Annotated in this window: 18 protein-coding genes and 1 tRNA gene; 10 read left to right on the top strand and 9 right to left on the bottom strand. The window is 38.6% G+C overall.

Going from position 1 to position 19467, the window contains the following annotated elements:
* The coding region (locus EV694_RS10960) for a hypothetical protein (RefSeq protein WP_207859831.1) at positions 1–197 on the top strand (197 nt) is incomplete at its 5' end.
* Positions 198–249: 52 nt separating this feature from the next.
* On the opposite strand, the gene EV694_RS10200 is transcribed toward EV694_RS10960, so the two are convergent.
* Positions 250–3705 carry an acyl-[ACP]--phospholipid O-acyltransferase gene (locus EV694_RS10200; RefSeq protein ID WP_132692169.1) on the bottom strand — a complete coding sequence of 1152 codons (3456 nt, stop codon included), beginning with the start codon at positions 3703–3705 and terminating at the stop codon, positions 250–252.
* A gap of 260 nt (positions 3706–3965) precedes the next feature.
* Between EV694_RS10200 and EV694_RS10195 the strand changes: the two genes are divergently transcribed.
* The 8 genes from EV694_RS10195 to EV694_RS10160 all read left to right on the top strand — a co-directional run bounded on the left by EV694_RS10195 (position 3966) and on the right by EV694_RS10160 (position 9536).
* A complete protein-coding gene (locus EV694_RS10195; protein ID WP_132692167.1) occupies positions 3966–4709 on the top strand; it encodes a heme ABC transporter permease in 744 nt (247 codons plus the stop codon).
* A 19-nt stretch (positions 4710–4728) separates the two neighbouring features.
* Positions 4729–4935 carry a heme exporter protein CcmD gene (ccmD, locus tag EV694_RS10190; protein ID WP_132692165.1) on the top strand — a complete coding sequence of 69 codons (207 nt, stop codon included), beginning with the start codon at positions 4729–4731 and terminating at the stop codon, positions 4933–4935.
* The gene (gene ccmE / locus EV694_RS10185; protein ID WP_132692163.1) at positions 4932–5453 is read left to right on the top strand and encodes a cytochrome c maturation protein CcmE; all 522 of its coding nucleotides are present in this window, start codon (positions 4932–4934) and stop codon (positions 5451–5453) included. The genes ccmD and ccmE overlap by 4 nt, the downstream gene beginning before the upstream one ends.
* On the top strand, positions 5450–7399 hold the full coding sequence (locus tag EV694_RS10180) for a heme lyase CcmF/NrfE family subunit (RefSeq protein ID WP_132692161.1): 1950 nt from the start codon (positions 5450–5452) through the stop codon (positions 7397–7399). The genes ccmE and EV694_RS10180 overlap by 4 nt, the downstream gene beginning before the upstream one ends.
* Positions 7400–7414: 15 nt before the next feature.
* Positions 7415–7963, top strand: a complete 549-nt coding sequence (locus tag EV694_RS10175) for a DsbE family thiol:disulfide interchange protein (RefSeq protein ID WP_132692159.1) — start codon at positions 7415–7417, stop codon at positions 7961–7963.
* Positions 7963–8424 carry a cytochrome c-type biogenesis protein gene (locus tag EV694_RS10170; protein WP_132692157.1) on the top strand — a complete coding sequence of 154 codons (462 nt, stop codon included), beginning with the start codon at positions 7963–7965 and terminating at the stop codon, positions 8422–8424. The genes EV694_RS10175 and EV694_RS10170 overlap by 1 nt, the downstream gene beginning before the upstream one ends.
* Positions 8421–9320, top strand: coding sequence for a c-type cytochrome biogenesis protein CcmI (ccmI, locus tag EV694_RS10165; RefSeq protein ID WP_132692155.1), 900 nt, complete (start codon positions 8421–8423; stop codon positions 9318–9320). The genes EV694_RS10170 and ccmI overlap by 4 nt, the downstream gene beginning before the upstream one ends.
* A gap of 139 nt (positions 9321–9459) precedes the next feature.
* A tRNA-Asp gene (locus EV694_RS10160) sits at positions 9460–9536 on the top strand.
* Positions 9537–9567: 31 nt separating this feature from the next.
* Here EV694_RS10160 and EV694_RS10155 read toward each other — a convergent pair.
* From EV694_RS10155 to EV694_RS10130, 6 genes are all read right to left on the bottom strand, one after another.
* Positions 9568–10017 (bottom strand): surface-adhesin E family protein, encoded by a 450-nt coding sequence (locus tag EV694_RS10155; protein WP_132692153.1) that lies wholly within the window; start codon positions 10015–10017, stop codon positions 9568–9570.
* Positions 10018–10121: 104 nt separating this feature from the next.
* On the bottom strand, positions 10122–11492 hold the full coding sequence (gene ffh, locus EV694_RS10150; RefSeq protein WP_132692151.1) for a signal recognition particle protein: 1371 nt from the start codon (positions 11490–11492) through the stop codon (positions 10122–10124).
* 312 nt (positions 11493–11804) lie between these two features.
* Positions 11805–13415 carry a DNA recombination protein RmuC gene (locus tag EV694_RS10145; RefSeq protein ID WP_132692149.1) on the bottom strand — a complete coding sequence of 537 codons (1611 nt, stop codon included), beginning with the start codon at positions 13413–13415 and terminating at the stop codon, positions 11805–11807.
* 149 nt (positions 13416–13564) lie between these two features.
* The gene (gene rimO / locus EV694_RS10140) at positions 13565–14896 is read right to left on the bottom strand and encodes a 30S ribosomal protein S12 methylthiotransferase RimO (RefSeq protein WP_132692147.1); all 1332 of its coding nucleotides are present in this window, start codon (positions 14894–14896) and stop codon (positions 13565–13567) included.
* 132 nt (positions 14897–15028) lie between these two features.
* Entirely contained in the window at positions 15029–15277 is a 249-nt protein-coding gene (nqrM, locus tag EV694_RS10135; RefSeq protein WP_132692145.1) for a (Na+)-NQR maturation NqrM, read from the bottom strand.
* Between the two features lie 14 nt (positions 15278–15291).
* Complete coding sequence (locus tag EV694_RS10130) at positions 15292–16335, bottom strand: FAD:protein FMN transferase (protein ID WP_207859829.1); 1044 nt, start codon at positions 16333–16335, stop codon at positions 15292–15294.
* Positions 16336–16636: 301 nt separating this feature from the next.
* On the opposite strand from EV694_RS10130, the gene EV694_RS10125 reads away from it, so the two are divergent.
* Entirely contained in the window at positions 16637–17635 is a 999-nt protein-coding gene (locus EV694_RS10125) for an extracellular solute-binding protein (protein ID WP_132692175.1), read from the top strand.
* Positions 17636–17816: 181 nt separating this feature from the next.
* On the opposite strand, the gene EV694_RS10120 is transcribed toward EV694_RS10125, so the two are convergent.
* Both EV694_RS10120 and EV694_RS10115 read right to left on the bottom strand, forming a co-directional pair.
* Complete coding sequence (locus tag EV694_RS10120; RefSeq protein ID WP_132692143.1) at positions 17817–18263, bottom strand: hypothetical protein; 447 nt, start codon at positions 18261–18263, stop codon at positions 17817–17819.
* Positions 18264–18475: 212 nt separating this feature from the next.
* Complete coding sequence (locus EV694_RS10115) at positions 18476–19456, bottom strand: zinc-binding dehydrogenase (RefSeq protein ID WP_132692141.1); 981 nt, start codon at positions 19454–19456, stop codon at positions 18476–18478.
* Positions 19457–19467 lie beyond the last annotated feature (11 nt).

The raw sequence follows: 19467 nt of genomic DNA, 5'->3' as shown, positions 1-19467 counted from the left end.
AGAACAACTTTCTATTCAGAAAGAAAAACGACGCTGATTTTTCATCTTATCAACTACAGCGTCGTTGTGTGGGGCGTATTATAGTGATTTCATTTCGCCTTGCAAGTGCTTTTTTGCAACTTTTTTGTATTTTTTGCTTAAATGAACATTTTTACGGCAAATTTAGTGAGCTTTTCTGCGTTCTGGCGAAAAAATAATAAATTTTGACCGCACTTTATCAACATCTCCAATCACGATAATTTATAAGTATTAGCCTCGCCATAATTCTGTGGCTAAACTTTTCGCACCTTTAAAATCAACTTTACCACTCGCTAATGTTGGAATTTCATCTACCATAAAAATTGCCGACGGTTGCATTAACGGTGGGAGGTTGGCATTTTTTAGTAAGTCTTGAATTTGAGTAACTTCAAGCTCCGATTTAACCAATAAAACCACTGCCTCTCCTTTTTTGTCATCAGGAACATTGGCAGCAACAAAGGTGGCTTGTTCGCCAAGAATAAGACCAATTTGTTCTTCTATGCTGCCAAGACTTATCATCTCGCCACCAATTTTGGCAAAGCGAGAATAGCGATCCACAATGGTGATAAAACCTTGTTCATCAAGATGCCCTTTATCGCCTGTTTTGTAATAGCGAACCCCTTCAATTTCTGTAATCACTTCCTTCGTTTTATCAGGATCATTTAAATAGCCTTTCATTACTTGTCCACCACCAATAATGATTAAGCCATCTTCACCAAGCGGTAATTCCGTTAAGGTTTGTGGATCAACTATTTTAATGATTGTTCCTGGTAATGGCATTCCCACCGAACCGACTTTATTAAACACCATTTCTTTTAAACTATCTGGATCTAAAATATTTGGCATATTCACTGAGGCAACTGGGGCGGTTTCCGTTGTACCATAGCCCTCATAAACCTCAAGCCCAAATTTCAGTTTAAAGCCCTCTTTCACATCGGCTTTTAATTTTTCAGCTCCTGCGACAACCATACGTATGGATTGGAACATCAATGGGTGCAATTTACGATTGCGAATATAAAGGCGGAAAAAGGTTGAAGTGCCAAATAAAATGGTTGCACTATGACGTGCTGCCATTTTTCCAACGGCGACACTGTCTGTCGGATCAGGAACACTTACCATTTTTATGCCCATACACAAAGGCAATAAGGTGGTTACCGTTAAACCAAATGAATGGAATACAGGTAATGAATTTAAAATCACATCACTTTGTTTAAAGTTTAATAATTCACTGATTTGTTTAATATTGGTCAATAAATTTTTATGACTAAGTTCAATGCCTTTAGGTTCGCCCTCACTACCGCTGCTAAATAAAATTACGGCGGTATCTTGCAATGGTGTATGTGCAAAAGTCAGCTTTAACCAACTCGCTGGCAATAAAAGTGCGGTCAATAATGACAATATTTTCTGTGATTTTTTCACTTGTTTTGATAGATCTTCTACTAACAGGGCTTTATCTGCTAATAAGGCTTGGTAATCAAAACCTTTATTTTGTAATTTAGCTAAAAATTTTTCAGAGGTAATAACATAGCGAATATTGGCTTTTTTCAATGCCGCAGTCATACTTTGTTCACTCAAGGTATAATTGAGATTTACAGGTACTTTGCCACTAATAAATAACGCCATATTCACAATCGCCGCAATAGAGGAACTCGGCAACAACACCCCAATATGTTTATCATCTTGCTGAAGCTGTTGAGTTAATAATTTTTTAAACACCAATACCGCCGTAATAAACTTCAAATTGGTTAAGTTCATTCCCATACTATCAACGCTACAGGTTTTAAATAAGCGTTTTTTGGCACTATCAATCCACTCATACATAAAAGGTTGTTGACGATCGATAAAGTTTTCCCAGCAAGAGAAAGACAACTCCACCACTTTTTGTTTCATTGCAGCACGATCAATAAATTGGCGAATAGGTTTACCAAAAGCCACCAAAATATCACGTTTCCCCCTTACTTTAGAAATCGCACGATAATGTTGCTCCGCTCGTGAAAAACTTGAACCCCACAATCCTCGTAGATAAAAGGGGACAATGCACACGTCTTCAAGATCTTTAATGGCTAATTCATAACCACGCTGAAATTCATTAATCTGTCCGTTATAACTAATATGCCCTTCTGGGAATAATGCCACCACTTCACCATTGGCAAGTAATTGGCGAATTTTTGTAATGGATTCTTTGCTTGAACCTGCACCAATCGGAATGACTTTAAAAATCTTAAATAACCAAGTGAGATACCATTTATTATAAATGCCACGATACATCACAAATTTAATTGCTCGTGGGCTTGCTGCTTGCAAAACAAGCCAGTCAATCCAGCTAATATGGTTACCTAGCAATAATACGCCACCACTTTGCGGAAGATTATTCAATCCCTCTACATTAAAGCGATAACCTGTTTTTAACACAGGTAATAACAATAAACGGGTAAACAAATGTGGTAATTGCAATACGGCATAAAATGAGCCGACTAAACATACCGCAGAAGCAAATAACAACAATCCTCGTGTTGAAACATTGGCAGAAACAAAGGCTATGCTCAATAATAAAAAGGCAACCATCGCAATATTTTGCATAAAATTGTTACCCGCCATAATCTTACCGCTACTCTTTTCAGGGGCAAAAAATTGAATGGTCGCATTTAATGGCACAATAAATAGCCCGCCAAAGAAACCAAACAAAAACGAACATAACGTCATTACCGCCAGACTTGATGAAGAAGCAATAAAGAAAATGGCAAAGAAAATCCCCAATGCCCCCACAGGTACAATCCCATGCTCAATATGTTTTTTTGACATCGCCCCTGCAAAGGCTGAACCGGCAATCAGCCCCAAACCACTTACCGCTAAAATTGCTTGAATCACAATGGCATTATCATCAGCAAAAATCGCTTTATAATGGGCTGGAAATGCCGCCACAATCACTTGCGACACGCCCCAAAATACACTTAACCCAATGATACTTAACCAAATATTATGATTATGGCGAACAATTTGCATATTTTGCTTTAAATATGACAACGTGAAATAACGCTTAATATCAAATTTCTCACTCGGCTCATCACTATGTTGAACTGCAAAAAACGGAATTTTAAAGGCAAAAAAGGCTTCTAACGCACTTAACAATACCAAACAGAAGCCAATCACATACATACTCGCCAAAATGGCATCTGGACGATCACCAACCACATAAAACCGTTCAAATACAAAAGAAAAAGCAAACGAACTGAATAAAATGGCAACAATAGTCAATGCCTGAATAACCCCATTGGCTCGCCCAAGGTTCTCGGTGCCCACAATGGACTTAATAATGCTATATTTAGCTGGCGAATAAATAGCACTCTGCGTCGCCAACACAAGTGTCAGAATAAAAGCTAGCTCAAATGCCCCAGCAACATAACAAAGAAATAAAGCACCACTTATCACCACTGCCGCCACACTGGCAAGGCGAATAACTTTAGTGTGAGAATATTTATCATTGATAAAACCTGATGGCGAAAACAGTAGAATAAAGGGCAATAAAATCATCGCATTAATCAATGCTGTCAACACCACTAAGGTGGTGCCATCAAAACTTTTCAATAATACATTTTGAATAGTAATTTTATGGGCTAAATCCACACTCGCATTCAAAAACGCAATCGCAAGATAGGGTAAAAATCCCTTTGTTTTCAATAAACTCACACTTCACCTCAAATTGTTATTATGGTTAATTGAATAGATAGGATAAGTAAATTGGTTAAAAAAGCAATCAATTAATTTTTCTATATGGAAAAATTAAATTTAAAATACACTTTTAAGATAACCTTGAGATAGATCAATAGTTATAACGAATTACACCTAAAGAGGTAGATAACTCAAAGGTTTATCTGTGGCTATTATGCTAGAATGTCGGCTCATCACAAACCTGTTAAACTTGTTGATATTCAAAGGATATTCAAATTATGTGGAAATGGCTACATCCTTATGCCAAAGCAGAAACTCAATATCATTTATGTGGTAAATTTATCCCTTTATTTGCCTTATTAACCATGCTCTTACTTGGTATTGGTTTAATTTGGGGATTAGCCTTTGCACCTGCGGATTATCAGCAAGGCAATAGTTTCCGCATTATGTATGTCCATGTGCCTACCGCCATTTGGTCAATGGGGGTTTATGGTTCAATGGCGGTAGCTGCACTGATTGCGTTAGTTTGGCAAATTAAGCAAGCCCATATTGTGATGATTGCGATGGCACCTATCGGGGCGGTTTTTACTTTTTTAGCTTTGGTAACGGGAGCTATTTGGGGCAAGCCTATGTGGGGAACTTGGTGGGTATGGGACGCACGCTTAACCTCTGAATTAATTTTATTTTTTCTTTATTTAGGTGTATTGGCACTTTATTCTGCGTTTCAAGATCGCAATGTGGGGGCAAAAGCAGCGAGTGTGCTAGCTTTAGTGGGGGTAATTAACTTGCCTATTATTCATTTTTCAGTGGAATGGTGGAATACGTTACACCAAGGGGCAAGCATTACTAAATTTGAAAAACCCTCCATTGCAACCCCAATGTTAATTCCGCTTATTTTGGCAATATTTGGCTTTTTAACTTTATTTATTTGGCTTATGTTAATACGTTATCGCAACGCATTATTACAAGAAGATGCTAAACGTTCGTGGGTAAAAAATTTAGCACAACAAGCTAACATCTAAGGCTGATTAAGGAGAAAGTATGTTTTTTTCTAGTTGGAGTGATTTTCTTAATATGGGGGGCTATGGCTTTTATGTTTGGCTTTCCTATGGCATTTGTTTTGTTTCAATTTTAATCTTATTTATCCAAAGTCTGGCGGGAAAACGCAAAGTCTTTGCCGAAATTCAGCGTCAACAGCAACGTGAACAACGTTTACAACAAGCCCAAGCTAGGGAGAATCAGCTATGACTCCAAGACGCAAATCAAGACTGGCTATTGTGATCTTCGTATTAGTGGGCATTGCGATCACCTTAGGTTTAATGCTTTATGCTTTACGACAAAATATTGATTTATTTTATACCCCAACAGAAGTGGTTTACGGCAAAAATAATGATGCTAGCACCAAACCCCAAGTAGGACAACGAATCCGTATTGGTGGTATGGTGGTAACGGGTTCGGTGCAACGTGATCCTAATAGTTTAAAAGTGCAATTTGATCTAAATGATATTGGCCCAGCCGTTACCATACAATATGAAGGAATTTTGCCTGATTTATTTCGTGAAGGGCAAGGGATAGTTGCCCAAGGATTACTTATTGAGCCAACAACCTTACAAGCAACGGAAGTGCTTGCTAAACATGATGAAAATTATGTGCCGCCCGAATTAGAAGAACAAATGCAAAAAGTACATCAACCTATGGGTATTTCTGATCTTACCCAAGAATCAGAACGTGATCGTATGATAAAACAACAAGAGGCAATACAATGATTGCCGAATTAGGAAATTATACCCTTGCTTTAAGTTTAGCCATTGCCATGATGTTGGCAATTTTCCCATTATGGGGAGCAGAGAAACAACATTCACAACTGATGTCATTGGCTCGCCCAATGACTTTTGGGCTTTTTATTAGCTTAACAGTATCTTTCTTATGCTTGTTTTATCTGTTTACGGTAAATGATTTTACCGTACAATATGTGGTCAACAATTCAAACAGTAAATTACCCCTGTATTATCGCCTTTCCGCCACTTGGGGATCACATGAAGGCTCATTATTATTATGGATCTGGTTATTAACCCTCTGGGGAGCAGCGGTAGCGATTTTTAGCCGTAAATTACCCCAAGAAGCCATTGCTCGTGTACTGGGTGTTATGGGGATTATTAGTGTAGGCTTTTTAGTCTTTGTTCTTTTTACTTCCAATCCTTTTACTCGTACTTTCCCTGACTTCCCTGTTGACGGTCGAGAACTCAATCCACTATTACAAGATATTGGCTTGATCTTCCACCCCCCTTTGCTTTATATGGGCTATGTGGGCTTTTCAGTGGCTTTTGCTTTTTCCATTGCCTCACTAATGAGTGGCAAATTAGATACCGCTTGGGCGAGATGGTCTAGACCTTGGACGATGGCAGCTTGGCTGTTTCTTACACTGGGTATTGTACTGGGATCTTGGTGGGCTTATTATGAACTCGGCTGGGGCGGTTGGTGGTTCTGGGATCCTGTGGAAAACGCCTCATTAATGCCTTGGTTAGCAGGAACAGCATTAATTCACTCCCTCGCTGTTACCGAAAAACGCGGTAGCTTTAAGGCTTGGACAGTGCTATTAGCCATTCTTGCATTTTCCCTTTGTTTATTAGGCACATTTTTAGTCCGTTCGGGCATTTTAGTTTCAGTACATGCCTTTGCTTCCGATCCCACAAGAGGCTTATATATTCTTGCTTACTTAATTGTCGTCATTGGCGGATCATTAGCCTTATACGCCTATAAAGGTAGCCAAATTCGCTCTATGGATAATGCTGAGCCTTATTCAAGAGAAAAAATGTTACTACTCAATAATATTTTATTAATGACCGCACTTTGTGTTGTGTTACTCGGCACATTATTACCGTTAGTCCATAAACAAATAGGTCTAGGCACAATTTCTATCGGCGCACCTTTTTTCGATCAGATGTTCCTGATATTAATGATCCCATTTGCTTTTTTATTAGGCATTGGGCCTTTAGTGAAATGGCGACGTGATCAGGTTTCAGCCATTGTTAAACCTGTGATAATTAGCCTAGTGATAATGTTAATTGCAGGCTTTGTACTCCCTTATTGGCTACAAGATCAAGTTAAAACCAGTGCGGTACTTGGCGTTATGATGGCGGTTTTCATTGTATTACTAAGCCTGTATGAATTGCACCAACGTGCCAGACACCGCACCACTTTTTTTTACGGCTTAACCAAATTATCTCGTTCCCATTGGGGAATGATCATCGCCCATCTTGGCGTAGCCATGACCGTTTGGGGAATTGCTTTTAGCCAAAATTACAGTGTAGAACGTGATGTGCGTATGCGAATTGGCGATACCGCTAACATTGCCGATTACCAATTCCAATTTAAAGGCATTCACGAAGCCAATGGCCCAAACTATGAAGGCGGAAAAGCAGAAGTAGCGATTTCACGCCAAGGTAAATATATCACCACCCTTTATGCGGAAAAACGCTTTTATACCGTCAGTAAAATGACTATGACTGAAGCCGCCATTGACTGGGGATTACGCCGAGATTTATATGTGGCATTAGGCGAAAGCCTTGGCGATGGTTCTTGGGCATTACGTTTATATTATAAACCCTTTGTGCGTTGGATTTGGTTTGGTGGCGTGAGTATGGCATTAGGTGGACTACTTTGCCTCTTTGATCGCCGTTATCGCTTAACCGCCTCGTCCAATAAAAAATAATAAGTGAAGCCAATTATGCAGAAAAAACTTTATATTCCATTAATCCTCTTTCTGGCATTAGCCCTAACCTTCTTCGTCCAACTTCAACGCAATGCGGGCGGAGAAGATATAAAAGCCCTTGAATCCGCCTTAATTGGTAAACCTGTACCAACACGCCCCTTACAGGATCTCTTTGCCCAACAACAATATGATCAACAATTATTTGCACAAGGTAAGCCCATTTTGCTCAATGTTTGGGCCACTTGGTGCCCAACCTGTTACGCTGAACATCAATACCTCAACCAACTAGCCAATGAGGGGATAACCATTATCGGTCTCAACTATAAAGACAATCCTAAGAAAGCCATTGATTGGCTAAAACAACTCAAAAATCCTTACCAAGCGGTATTGGTTGATGAAACAGGCTCTTTTGGCTTAGATTTAGGCGTTTATGGCGCCCCCGAAACCTTTATTATTGATGGTCAAGGCATTATTCGTTATCGTCATACAGGTGACATTAATGCACAAGTATGGCAACAAAAGCTCCAACCCATTTACCAACAATATGTTAGGGAACAAAAATAATGAAAAAACTGACCGCACTTTTTTGCTTACTGTTTAGCCTCTCCCTTTGGGCAAGCATTGATGTGCTTGAGTTTGACTCCGCCCAACAGCAACAAGACTATCATAGCCTAACTCAACAACTACGTTGCCCACAGTGTCAAAATAATAATATTGCCGACTCCAATGCCACCATCGCCGTAGATATGCGACATAAGGTACTCGAATTACTTAAACAAGGACAATCCAAACAAGAGGTCGTTGATTATATGGTGCAACGTTATGGTAATTTTGTCAGTTATGATCCGCCCATAACCTTTTCAACCATTATCCTATGGATCGCTCCTATCTTGTTGATTGCATTAGGGATACTACTGGTATTCAAAAAATCTCGTCATACCGCCAATCCCTCCTCAACAACTGAGCTGAATTTAGAACAGCAACAACGTTTAGCCAATATCCTAAAAAATGAGGAAAAACAATGAGCTTTTGGATTATCGCCTTAGTATTTACCCTTATCATTGCTGTTATCTGCTTTTACCCATTATTAAAAAGCAACACAACAAAAGAAAAAACACAAAAAGCACATCAACGTGATGCTCTCAATAAAGCCTTTTACTTAGATCGACTACAAGAGTTAGAACGAGAAGAAGCATTAGGTCTACACAATAGCAGCCAACAACTCAAACTCGAATTACAACAAGCGTTACTTGATGATATTCCAGCACAAAACACCAATTCAACATCATCAAAACATACAAAAATCAACAAGATTTGGTTTAGCTCCGCCTTGTTAGTTATCACTATCATCGCAAGCCTTGCTTATTTTCATGTAGGAGCTTGGCAAACTCAAAACCATTTCGCCCAAACAGAGCAAAAGTTGCCTTATTTTTATCAGCGTTTAAGCGAAGAACAGACAAATCCAATGAGCGACAGCGAATTGCAAGAATTTGCCACCGCACTACGCTTATATTTACACAATCATCCGCAAGACAGCAGCAAATGGTGGTTACTTGGACAACTTGCCATGAACCTCAATCAAGGGCAACTCGCTCACGACAGCTACGCAAAAGCCTATCAGCTAGCTCCTGATAATGAAGAATACAAACTCAGCTACGCACGTATTCTAATGTTTTCCGAAGATCCTTCGGATAAATTTAAAGGGGAAGAATTATTAAAAGCCTTAGTACGCGCTAACCACACCAATGTACAAGCCCTAAGCCTACTGGCATTCCACTATTTTGAACAAGAAGACTATAAAATGGCGATCGTCTCTTGGGCAACCATGTTAAAACTGCTCCCCGAAAACGATCCTCGTATCCCTTTATTAGAAAAAAGCATCCGCTCAGCCCGCGATGCTTTGGAGGAACAGGAAAAATAATCCCTAAATAACCATAATGATGATTAAATCATCACTTAAAAACAAATCAAAAGAAAAATATTGACCATCTCCGTTAGAAAGATTATTATGCACTCTCATTTCAGCGAGATAGTCAATATTGACTATAACCTCTTTATGCGGAGTGGTAGTTCAGCTGGTTAGAATACCTGCCTGTCACGCAGGGGGTCGCGGGTTCGAGTCCCGTCCATTCCGCCAATTTCATTATTAATCCACAATAAATCATTAATTAATCTTTATAGAAATTCGCACAAAGCACTTTTGCTACCGTATCAAGTCGCGTATCGGGTTGAATTGTTATCGTTCTCGATAGTTGGCGATGTTGACTTAATGCAATACCTTTTCCCCAAAAATCAGAGTAAACAATTTCGCCAGCTCTTGAATAAGTATTGGTTTGACAATTGATTTTTTTGTGGCTACGCACGGACTTAGCTATTTCCGTAGGATAATGTTTAAAGCCTTGTTGTCCTTGGCTTAAATTGGTTACCATATCAAAATTAATTACCGCAGGGGATTTGCTATCAATCCAAATAGAGGCACTATCAATGTAGTAACCTGGCTGATTAAGTACCTGCACAAAACCTGTTTCTACTTGTTGAGGTCTCGCTAAATCAACATTTTCACTGTGGCTACAAGCAACTAAGCTCAACATCATGACTGTAACAACATATTTTCTCATTTGTTCCCCCCTTTCTTTTGATTAAGGCTTAAATATGCGGTGCAATTTTTCTCCTTGTTATAGCAAAATTTTCCTCAATTTCACCGCACTTTGCTTAGGCATCATTAGCGGCCAAACATACCACCAAAACCACCGCCCATCATACCTTTCATACTACGCATCATTTTCGCCATACCCCCTTTACGCATTTTTTTCATCATACGTTGCATTTCATCAAATTGTTTAAGCATACGATTTAAATCCTGTACTTGCGTGCCTGATCCCATAGCAATACGGCGTTTACGTGATCCCTTAATAATTTCTGGACGACGACGTTCTTTTGGGGTCATAGAATTAATCATTGCTTCCATACGATTAAACATTTTATCATCAACCTGCCCCTTAATATGATCTGGCAAATTTTTGGCGCCCGGTAATTTTTCCAACATAGACATCATACCGCCCATTTTTTTCATTTCGATCAACTGGTCACGAAAATCCTCAAGCGTAAACTCATCGCCTTTCTTGAATTTTTGTGCCATTTTTTCCGCTTTTTCTTTATCTACGGAACGTTCTAAATCTTCAATCAAGGATAAAACATCGCCCATTCCCAAAATTCTTGAAGCAATACGATCAGGGTGGAATGGCTCAAGGGCATCAGTTTTCTCCCCTACCCCCAAAAATTTGATAGGCTTCCCAGTAATTTGACGAATAGACAAGGCGGCACCACCGCGAGCATCACCATCAACTTTGGTTAAAATAACCCCCGTTAATGGCAAGGCTTCATTAAAGGCTTTCGCCGTATTTGCCGCATCTTGCCCTGTCATGGCATCTACAGTAAACAAGGTTTCAATAGGATTTAATACCTGATGAACCTGTTTAATTTCCTCCATCATTTCGCTATCAACGTGCAAACGCCCTGCGGTATCCACAATTAACACATCATAAAATTTTAGCTTCGCGTGCTGTAATGCCGACTGTACAATTTGCACAGGCTGTTGTTGCACATCAGAAGGGAAAAAGTCCACATTTACCCCTTGAGCAAGGGTTTCTAATTGTTTAATCGCCGCTGGACGATAAACGTCAGCAGAAACCACCAAGACCTTTTTCTTATGGCGTTCACGCAAAAATTTCGCCAATTTGCCTACCGAAGTGGTTTTCCCCGCCCCTTGCAAACCCGCCATTAAAATTACCGCAGGCGGCTGGGTGGCTAAATTCAAACTCTCATTAGCTTCCCCCATTGCAGATTCAAGCTCAGCACGCACAATTTTTAGAAACTCTTGCCCCGGTGTTAAACTTTTATTTACTTCCTCCCCAATGGCACGTTCTTTCACCCGATTAATAAACTCACGTACCACTGGCAAAGCAACATCCGCCTCAAGCAATGCCATACGCACTTCACGCAAGGTATCCTTAATATTGTCTTCGGTTAATCGTCCTTTACCTGTAATATTACGCAGAGTCTTAGTAAGACGATCCGATAAATTCTCAAACATAAATAATCCTTATAAAAACGTTACAAAAATTGACCGCACTTTTTATTATTGTTCACTTTGAAATAAGGCAAGACGAGATAACACAATATTATTACAAAGTAAAACAACGACAGTCTAATGATTAAACAAATTATACTTTAAATCCAAAGGTTTGTTAATTTTATCAATGCAATCCCTTGCTTAATTGAAAAAGGATTAGGCTATCATAAAATTTAATTAAACAGTCTTTATGCAACTACTACATAATACCCTATAGTATAAGTATTAACCTATTTTTCATTACACCTTTTTAAATTAAAGCGACCATAAACACTAAGGTTTTTCTTTGTTCTGTTGATAAAGCCCTAACTTCTCTAAATCAAGATCATTATGTAATACATCAAGATTTGGCATGGTTTTATTGGCTTTGGCGGAGAGGGCTTTAAAGCGTTCTACTTTGCCGATTAAGCCTTGTTGTCCGACTAATGCTGTTACCGTATTATTATAATGCCCGCTTACAGCAGATAAACTATTGCCTAATTTTAGTAAGCGTTCTGCGACTAAGCATATTTGATTATAAATTTCGCCTGCTTTCTCGCTGATTTCTTTAGCTTCATTATTGCCCCGTTCAATTCGCCATAAATTGGCAACGGTACGCAAAATCGGCATTAGGGTGGTATGGGATACAAGGATAACATTGCGTTCATAACCGTAGTTAAACAGGGTTTTATCCTGTTTCAAGGCTTCAATATAAGCAGGTTCAATGCCAATAAACATCAACACAAAATTTGGGCTGCTCATACCAATTAAATTGCTATAATCCTTGCGTGAGAGATCTTCAATATGCTGTTTAATGGCTTTAATATGTTCTTGTAAGCACGCCTCTCGTTCTCCTTCCAGCTCGGCACTTACCGCACGTTCATAGGCATTTAACGACATTTTGCTGTCAATAATTAAATGTTTATTATCAGGCAAGTTCAATACAAAATCAGGGTAATTATGTTTCCCTTGCGTGTCTTTGAAATGGGCTTGAGCAAGATAATGTTCGCCCTCAATTAAGCCCGCTTGTTGTAAGGCGGTGGCTAATTGTATTTCGCCCCAGTTGCCCAAGGTTTTTTTCTGCCCTTTTAATGCTAAGGTAAGATTATTTGCCTCTTGCGACATATTTAATCCGATTTGTAAGACTTTTTTAATTTCGGCTTCTAATCCAGCATTACCTTTTAAGGCTTCGGAATGAATTTCATTAACTCGCTTTTGAAACCCCTCAATTTGTTCACGAAACGGCTTTAATAAATTGTCCAATGCCGTTTGATTGGTTTGACTAAAACGCTGGCTTTTTTCTTCCAAAATACGATTAGCCAAATTTTGAAATTCTTGGCTTAATTGTTGTTTACTTTGTTCAAATTGCTGTTGTTGGCTGACAAAATGCTGTTCTTTTTGGGCTAATGTGGTTTTTAATTCAGTAAATTGTTGAGAAAGTGCGGTCAGTTTTTCATTTAATTTTGATAATTCTTGATCTTTGAGACTAACTTGGCTTTGACTATAATCCAGTTGTTGCTTGAGTTGTTGTAACTGAGCTGAAGCAATGCCCATATTTTCTTTTAAACTGGCTAATTGGGCATTAGCTTGTTGATGGCGTTGTTGCTCTTCATCAAGCTCTTGGGTAAGGTATCGCATTTTATCATCACGTTCTTGTAAACGTAATTGCAAATTTTCCCCATGGGTTTCTACTTTAACGAGGGCTTGATCCACTTGATGTTTTGCTTGGACCAATCCCTCGTATTTTTGCAATAGTTGATTAAATTCCGTAACCGTTTTGTTTAAATCCTGCGTCAACGCTTGGCTATTGGCTTTACGTTTTGCATTAACAAATAACAGAATAAGGCATAATAATAGCAAGCTCATTGTGCTAATAAGCCAAGGGTTAGCAAAAAATGAAAGCATAATATTCTCCTTATTCTTCTGTGTTATAGTGGCTCCACTTTAAAATAATACAGTGTTGGCATACCTCGCCGTACTATTTGTACTGTCTTCGGTATGCCACCTTGTCTTATTTTAAATTGAAGCGACTATAGTAAGTTCCAGATGAAAACTTAACAAGTCCCCCATAAATCATAATCATCAGCTTGCGTAATGGTAACTTGAATAATATCGCCGACCTTTATTGTTTGACCAGAAAGATTATCCACATACACCACGCCATCAATTTCAGGGGCGTCCGCCATTGAACGACCAATCATTCCCTCTTGGTCAATATCATCAATAATAACCGCCAGTTGTTTACCTACTTTTGCCTGTAAACGCTGTGCCGAAATGCGTTGTTGCACCTGCATAAAACGATGATAACGTTGCTCTTTGATCTCTTCTGGCACTTGATCAGGTAAATCTGTCGCGACCGCTCCCTCTACTGGGCTAAATTTAAAGCAACCGACGCGATCTAATTGTGCTTGCTCAAGAAAATCTAATAATAATTGAAAGTCCTCTTCCGTTTCGCCGGGGAAACCCACAATAAAGGTTGAACGCAAAGTGAGTTCTGGGCAAATTTCACGCCATTGCTTGATCCGTTCTAAAGTGCGGTCAATTTTTCCCGGTCTTTTCATGGCTTTTAAGATTTTAGGGCTAGCGTGCTGCAATGGAATATCTAAATAAGGCAAGATTTTTCCTTCAGCCATTAAAGGAATCAGATCATCAACGTGTGGATAAGGGTAAACATAGTGCAAACGAATCCAAATACCTAATGAACCTAACTGTTTACACAGCGTCATTAAATCATTTTTAATCGGCATACCATTCCAAAAGACGGTACGATTTTGTTGTTCTTTGCTTTGATCGAGAGAATAAGCTGAGGTATCTTGTGACACAATTAATAATTCTTTTACCCCCGAATCCACTAAACGTTTTGCCTCGTCAAGCACTTGTGTAATAGGACGGCTATCTAAATCCCCACGCATAGAAGGAATAATACAAAAGGTACAACGATGATCGCAGCCCTCTGAAATTTTTAAGTAGGCATAATGTTTTGGTGTGAGTTTTACCCCCTGTTTAGGCACTAAACTCACATAAGGGTTATGAGCAGGTTTAGGTACATATTTATGTACATGGGTCATTACCGCCTCATAACTATGAGGTCCTGTAATCTCTAAAACTTTGGGGTGAACTTCACGAATTTGATCTTCTTTAGCCCCTAAACAGCCCGTCACGATCACTTTGCCATTTTCTCGTAATGCCTCACCAATCGCCTCTAAAGATTCCTGTACCGCACTATCAATAAACCCACAGGTATTGACGATCACTAAATCCGCATCTTCATAACGAGGAATAATATTATAACCATCAGAACGCAACTCCGTTAAAATACGTTCTGAATCCACTAAATTTTTAGGGCAACCTAAACTAATAAAACCAATATTGGGTGTTGTTCTCATTGTTGTTTCTCAATAATCACTCTAATAAAAAATTGGGGCAAATTGTACAGAAAAGGAGAGGGAAAAGCGACAATAATTAAAGGGCTAATAAATTAGCCCAATAAATAATATTTAATAGTATCGGGTTTAGCATTATTTTACTTCATAAAAGGCTTCTTGTTTATTGTTAAAACGTGCTAATTCTGAAGGATCAACCTCACCTTTTTCAACTTTATCTTTAAGATTATCACAAGGCTCTTCGCAATCGCACATTTTCTCAATCCCCATAGCACTCATTCCGCCACAACTGCCTTTTAATTCTTTACGATTAAAAATATAACCTAATGCCATCGCTAAAATAATAAGTAAAAAAATCACTAATGTAATTAAAAATGTTTTCATATTTATTTCCTCTATTATTCATTTATTCCCGTTAAACGCTTAAATTCACTGGACATTTTACTTTCAAAATGATCTCCCTGTTTCATAATTAAATAAATCGCCAAGCCTTGTTGTTCAGCAATTTCTAGGGCTTTATCTGCCCCCAGAACAAACAACCCTGTGGATAAACCATCTGCAGTCATTGCTGATGGATTTAATACAGTAATTGACGCAAGATTATGTTGGATTGGATAACCCGTTGTCGGATCAATCTCATGGGAAAAACGCTGACCATTTTCTTCAAAATAAATACGATAATCTCCCGATGTTGCCATTGCCATATTTTCTAAACCAATCACTAATTGTGGCGATCTTTCTCCTATATTAGTTGGTTTTTCAATAGCAATTTGCCAAGATTTTTCCTCAATATTTTTTCCTTTAGCACGAATTTCCCCACCAATCTCAACCATATAATTTACAATCGCATTTTGTTCTAAGGTATCTGCCACCAAATCTACCCCATAGCCTTTCGCAATAGAAGATAAATCAATATAAAGTTGCGGTACTGTTTTGGTTAAATAAGCCTGCTCAGCTTGTTGAGTTAATTGTAATTTATCTAACCCAATCCAAGCACGCCGCTGTTCAATTTGCTCTGGTGTCGGCTGTTTATCAGGACGATGCTCTGGCCCAAATCCCCATAAATTGACAAGCGGCCCAACGGTAATATCTAGTCCCCCTTGCGTAAGCTGATTTAACTGGATCGCCTCGGCAACAACCGTGGCAAAAGCCGCAGAAATTGGCATAGGCTGATTCACATTTTGTGATTGATTAAATTGACTAATTTCAGAATCAGCTATATAAGTGGACATTTGTTGGTTCACTAAATGTAATTGTTGTTCCACTTGCGCCTGTAATTGTTCCGCAGATAATTTCACTTCGCCCCTATCAATATACTTTATATGATAAGTCGTCCCCATGGTTTTACCTGTTAAATTGATAATTTTAGGCTGTTTTTCACAAGCCACTAATACAAAAACAAAGGCTATCGCCGTCAAGCCACATACAAATTTCTTAAACACATTACACCTTAACAATAAAAAGAAAACATGGGGCTATTATATCGGGAAATCGAAGGGATTTATAGCCAAGCACAAAAAATCACCTAATTATCATCAAAAGAAAATTTGTTTAGCTTTTGTCGGTCTAAGTGGTTTTACAATATTAACTTTGCTATACTGAGCTTCCTTTAAAATCATCAATAAGCCCGAGCTTATTTGAATTCTCACGCAAATTTAACCGCTCTTTTAAGATTTAGAGCTTAGGAGGACTTGAAAATTGAAAGCATTACTCACCAGAATTGTTAAAACCTTATCTATTCTTATGTTAACATTATTGAGCTTTACTAGCTTTGCCAATCAAAAACTCTACGTCTATAACTGGACAGAATATATTCCCACCACTTTATTAAATCAATTTACCCGTGAAACAGGCATTGAAGTTATTTATTCCACCTTTGAAAGTAATGAAGAAATGTATTCAAAACTTAAACTTACAGGTGGAAGCTATGATCTTGTCTTTCCTTCAAGCTATTATGTCGGGAAAATGGCAAAAGAAGGTATGTTACAAAAAATAGATCACAATAAATTACATCATATCAAATACATTACCCCAAGTTTGCTCAACAAAGATTTTGATCCCAATAATCAGTATTCCTTGCCCTATATTTATGGTTTAACTGGATTAGGCGTAAACAGTGCTGTTGTCGATCCAACCCGTATTACCAGCTGGGCTGATTTATGGAAACCTGAATATAAAGGACGATTGTTATTAACTAACGATTCTCGCGAAGTTTTTCATTTCGCTTTATTACTCGAAGGCTATTCGCCAAATACCACCAATGAACAAGAAATAAAATCCGCTTATGAACGATTAAAAAACCTTATTCCTAATGTATTAGCCTTTAACTCAGATTCCCCAGAAGTACCTTATTTACAAGGCGAAGTCGATTTTGGTATGGTCTGGAATGGATCGGCATTTCGAGCCACAAAAGAAAACCCAAATTTCCAATTTATTTATCCTAAAGAGGGAGCGATTTTCTGGATGGATAATTATGCAATTCCAGCAAATGCCAAAAATGTTGAGCAAGCATATCAATTTATTGACTTTATGTTACGCCCAGAGAATGCCAAAGTTGTTATTGATACAATGGGATTTTCTATGCCAAATGAAGGCGTTAAAGCCCTGCTTAGTGAAGAAGATGCCAATAATCCTATTTTATTCCCACCAGAACAAGAAATAAAAAAAGGTATTTTACAGTCTGATGTGGGTGAAGCCATTGATATTTATGAAAAATATTGGAATAGGTTGAGAACGAAATAATATTTAAACTTATTAAGTGAGTTAATAAATGAGAGCTTTTACACTTTATAACAATTAGCTAAAAATATGTAATTTTATAGTTATTTCAATTTAAAGCTGGACGACAATATTAATTATTACGCCATAAAATAAGCATTACCTTATGGTAATGCTTATTTATCTTGCTTTAATCAACAATGGTTTAGCATAATGTTTTCGCCAGTTGTTGTGCTTGAGCAAATTGGTTATTTTGGCTTGCTTGCTCAATCTGGTCTAAAGATTTAATCACCCGACTTAAACGATATTGTTTATAAAACACATCATCTTCTAAACGGCGATTATCGCTACTATCGCCCATATCCACTAATAAATCGTTGCTGTACAATTTTGCTTGTTGCGCAAGATCACGACTTTGTTGTAATAACTGGTCAAATTGTGCTTTATCCGATGTTTGGGATAACTGATCTAATTTTTGATCAAGTAATTTTCTCACTGCGGTATAACGTTCAGTCGGTTGAGTCGCTGGGCTAGCAGGTAATTGACTAATTGCACGTTCAATTTCAATACTGGTTTTATCATCTGCCATAGCATTTAATGCGGAAAAACCTAAGGTTAATACTAACATTGTTTTGATTAAATTACGTTTCATTTTGCTTTCCTTTTTTCTAAATAAAAATTTAACATGACTAATAAATCTCAAAATAAAATACCTTTAAATGAGATTTTAATAATTCCCTTAACGGGTAACTGGTGCTTATGATAATGATTTTATCCTTATCAAAAAATAGTCCTTTTGATAAAACAGTTATAACTATAAGTTAATAATCTAAGGATAAAACTTTTGAAAAATACACCGCACTTTTATCCTCTAAGCAACACCTTCCCCTTCTTCCCTTGCGCTAAACTCGCTTGGCAGGCTTGTTTAATTTCGCTTAGGGGATAAATTCCCTCTACAGGCATTGGGATTTTGCCGCCGATGGCGTAGCCAATTAACTCTTGCATTAACTGTTTACGTTGCTCAGCAGGCATTTGTTGGCTCACTAAAGCGCCCCAAAAGCCTTTGACGTGAATTTGTTTGAAAATCAAATCGCCTGTTGGAATTTGCATTGGCTCGCCGCCCATGGTGCCAAAAGAAATCAAACTGCCGCCTTGCGCCAATAATTGACTTAATTCCAAGCTGGCTTTGCCGCCAATAGAATCCACCGCCGCCATAATGCCTTGTTCGCCCACTATCGCGCGCACTTGTTGCTGCCAATCGGCGCTATCTGTGCTCACCACATGGTCAATGCCTAAGGCATTCAGTTCTGCAATAGCGCTTTGACGGCGAACCAAATTAATGACGTTGATACCACGCGCTTTAGCTAACAAAGCGGTCATTTTGCCTACCGCACCGCTTGCCGCGTTTAAGGCAAGCCAATCGCCCGCTTTTGCACCAATAAATTCCAATAACGTCAAACAACTAAACGGCATAGCGATTAATTGCGCCGCCATTTCATCACTTAATTCATCAGGCACAGGCACCGCTTGATTGGCTGGTATGGTAAAATATTCCGCCCACGCCCCTTTGGCGCTGGCAACACTGATACGTTGCCCCACTTGCAAATGGCTTACCCCTTCGCCTAAGGCTTCAATCACGCCCACCGCCTCGCTGCCTGCCACGGCAGGAAGTTCAGGCTTATAGCCGTAAGTGCCACGAATGGTCCATAAATCGTGATTATGAATGGGCGACAACCGCATTTTAACCAACACCTCGCCCGCTTTTGCTTTGGGCATATCTTGCTGTTCACTAAATTGCATAACCTGTTCAGGTTCGCCAAATTGTTGAAAAATTGCTGCTTTCATTATTTTTTCCT

Origin of the sequence: Volucribacter psittacicida, assembly GCF_004339025.1 — a bacterium.
In the GTDB taxonomy this organism is placed as follows: domain Bacteria; phylum Pseudomonadota; class Gammaproteobacteria; order Enterobacterales; family Pasteurellaceae; genus Volucribacter; species Volucribacter psittacicida.
The sequence above is the reverse complement of the archived record's forward strand: the minus strand, read 5'-3'. Positions and strand labels throughout refer to the sequence as shown.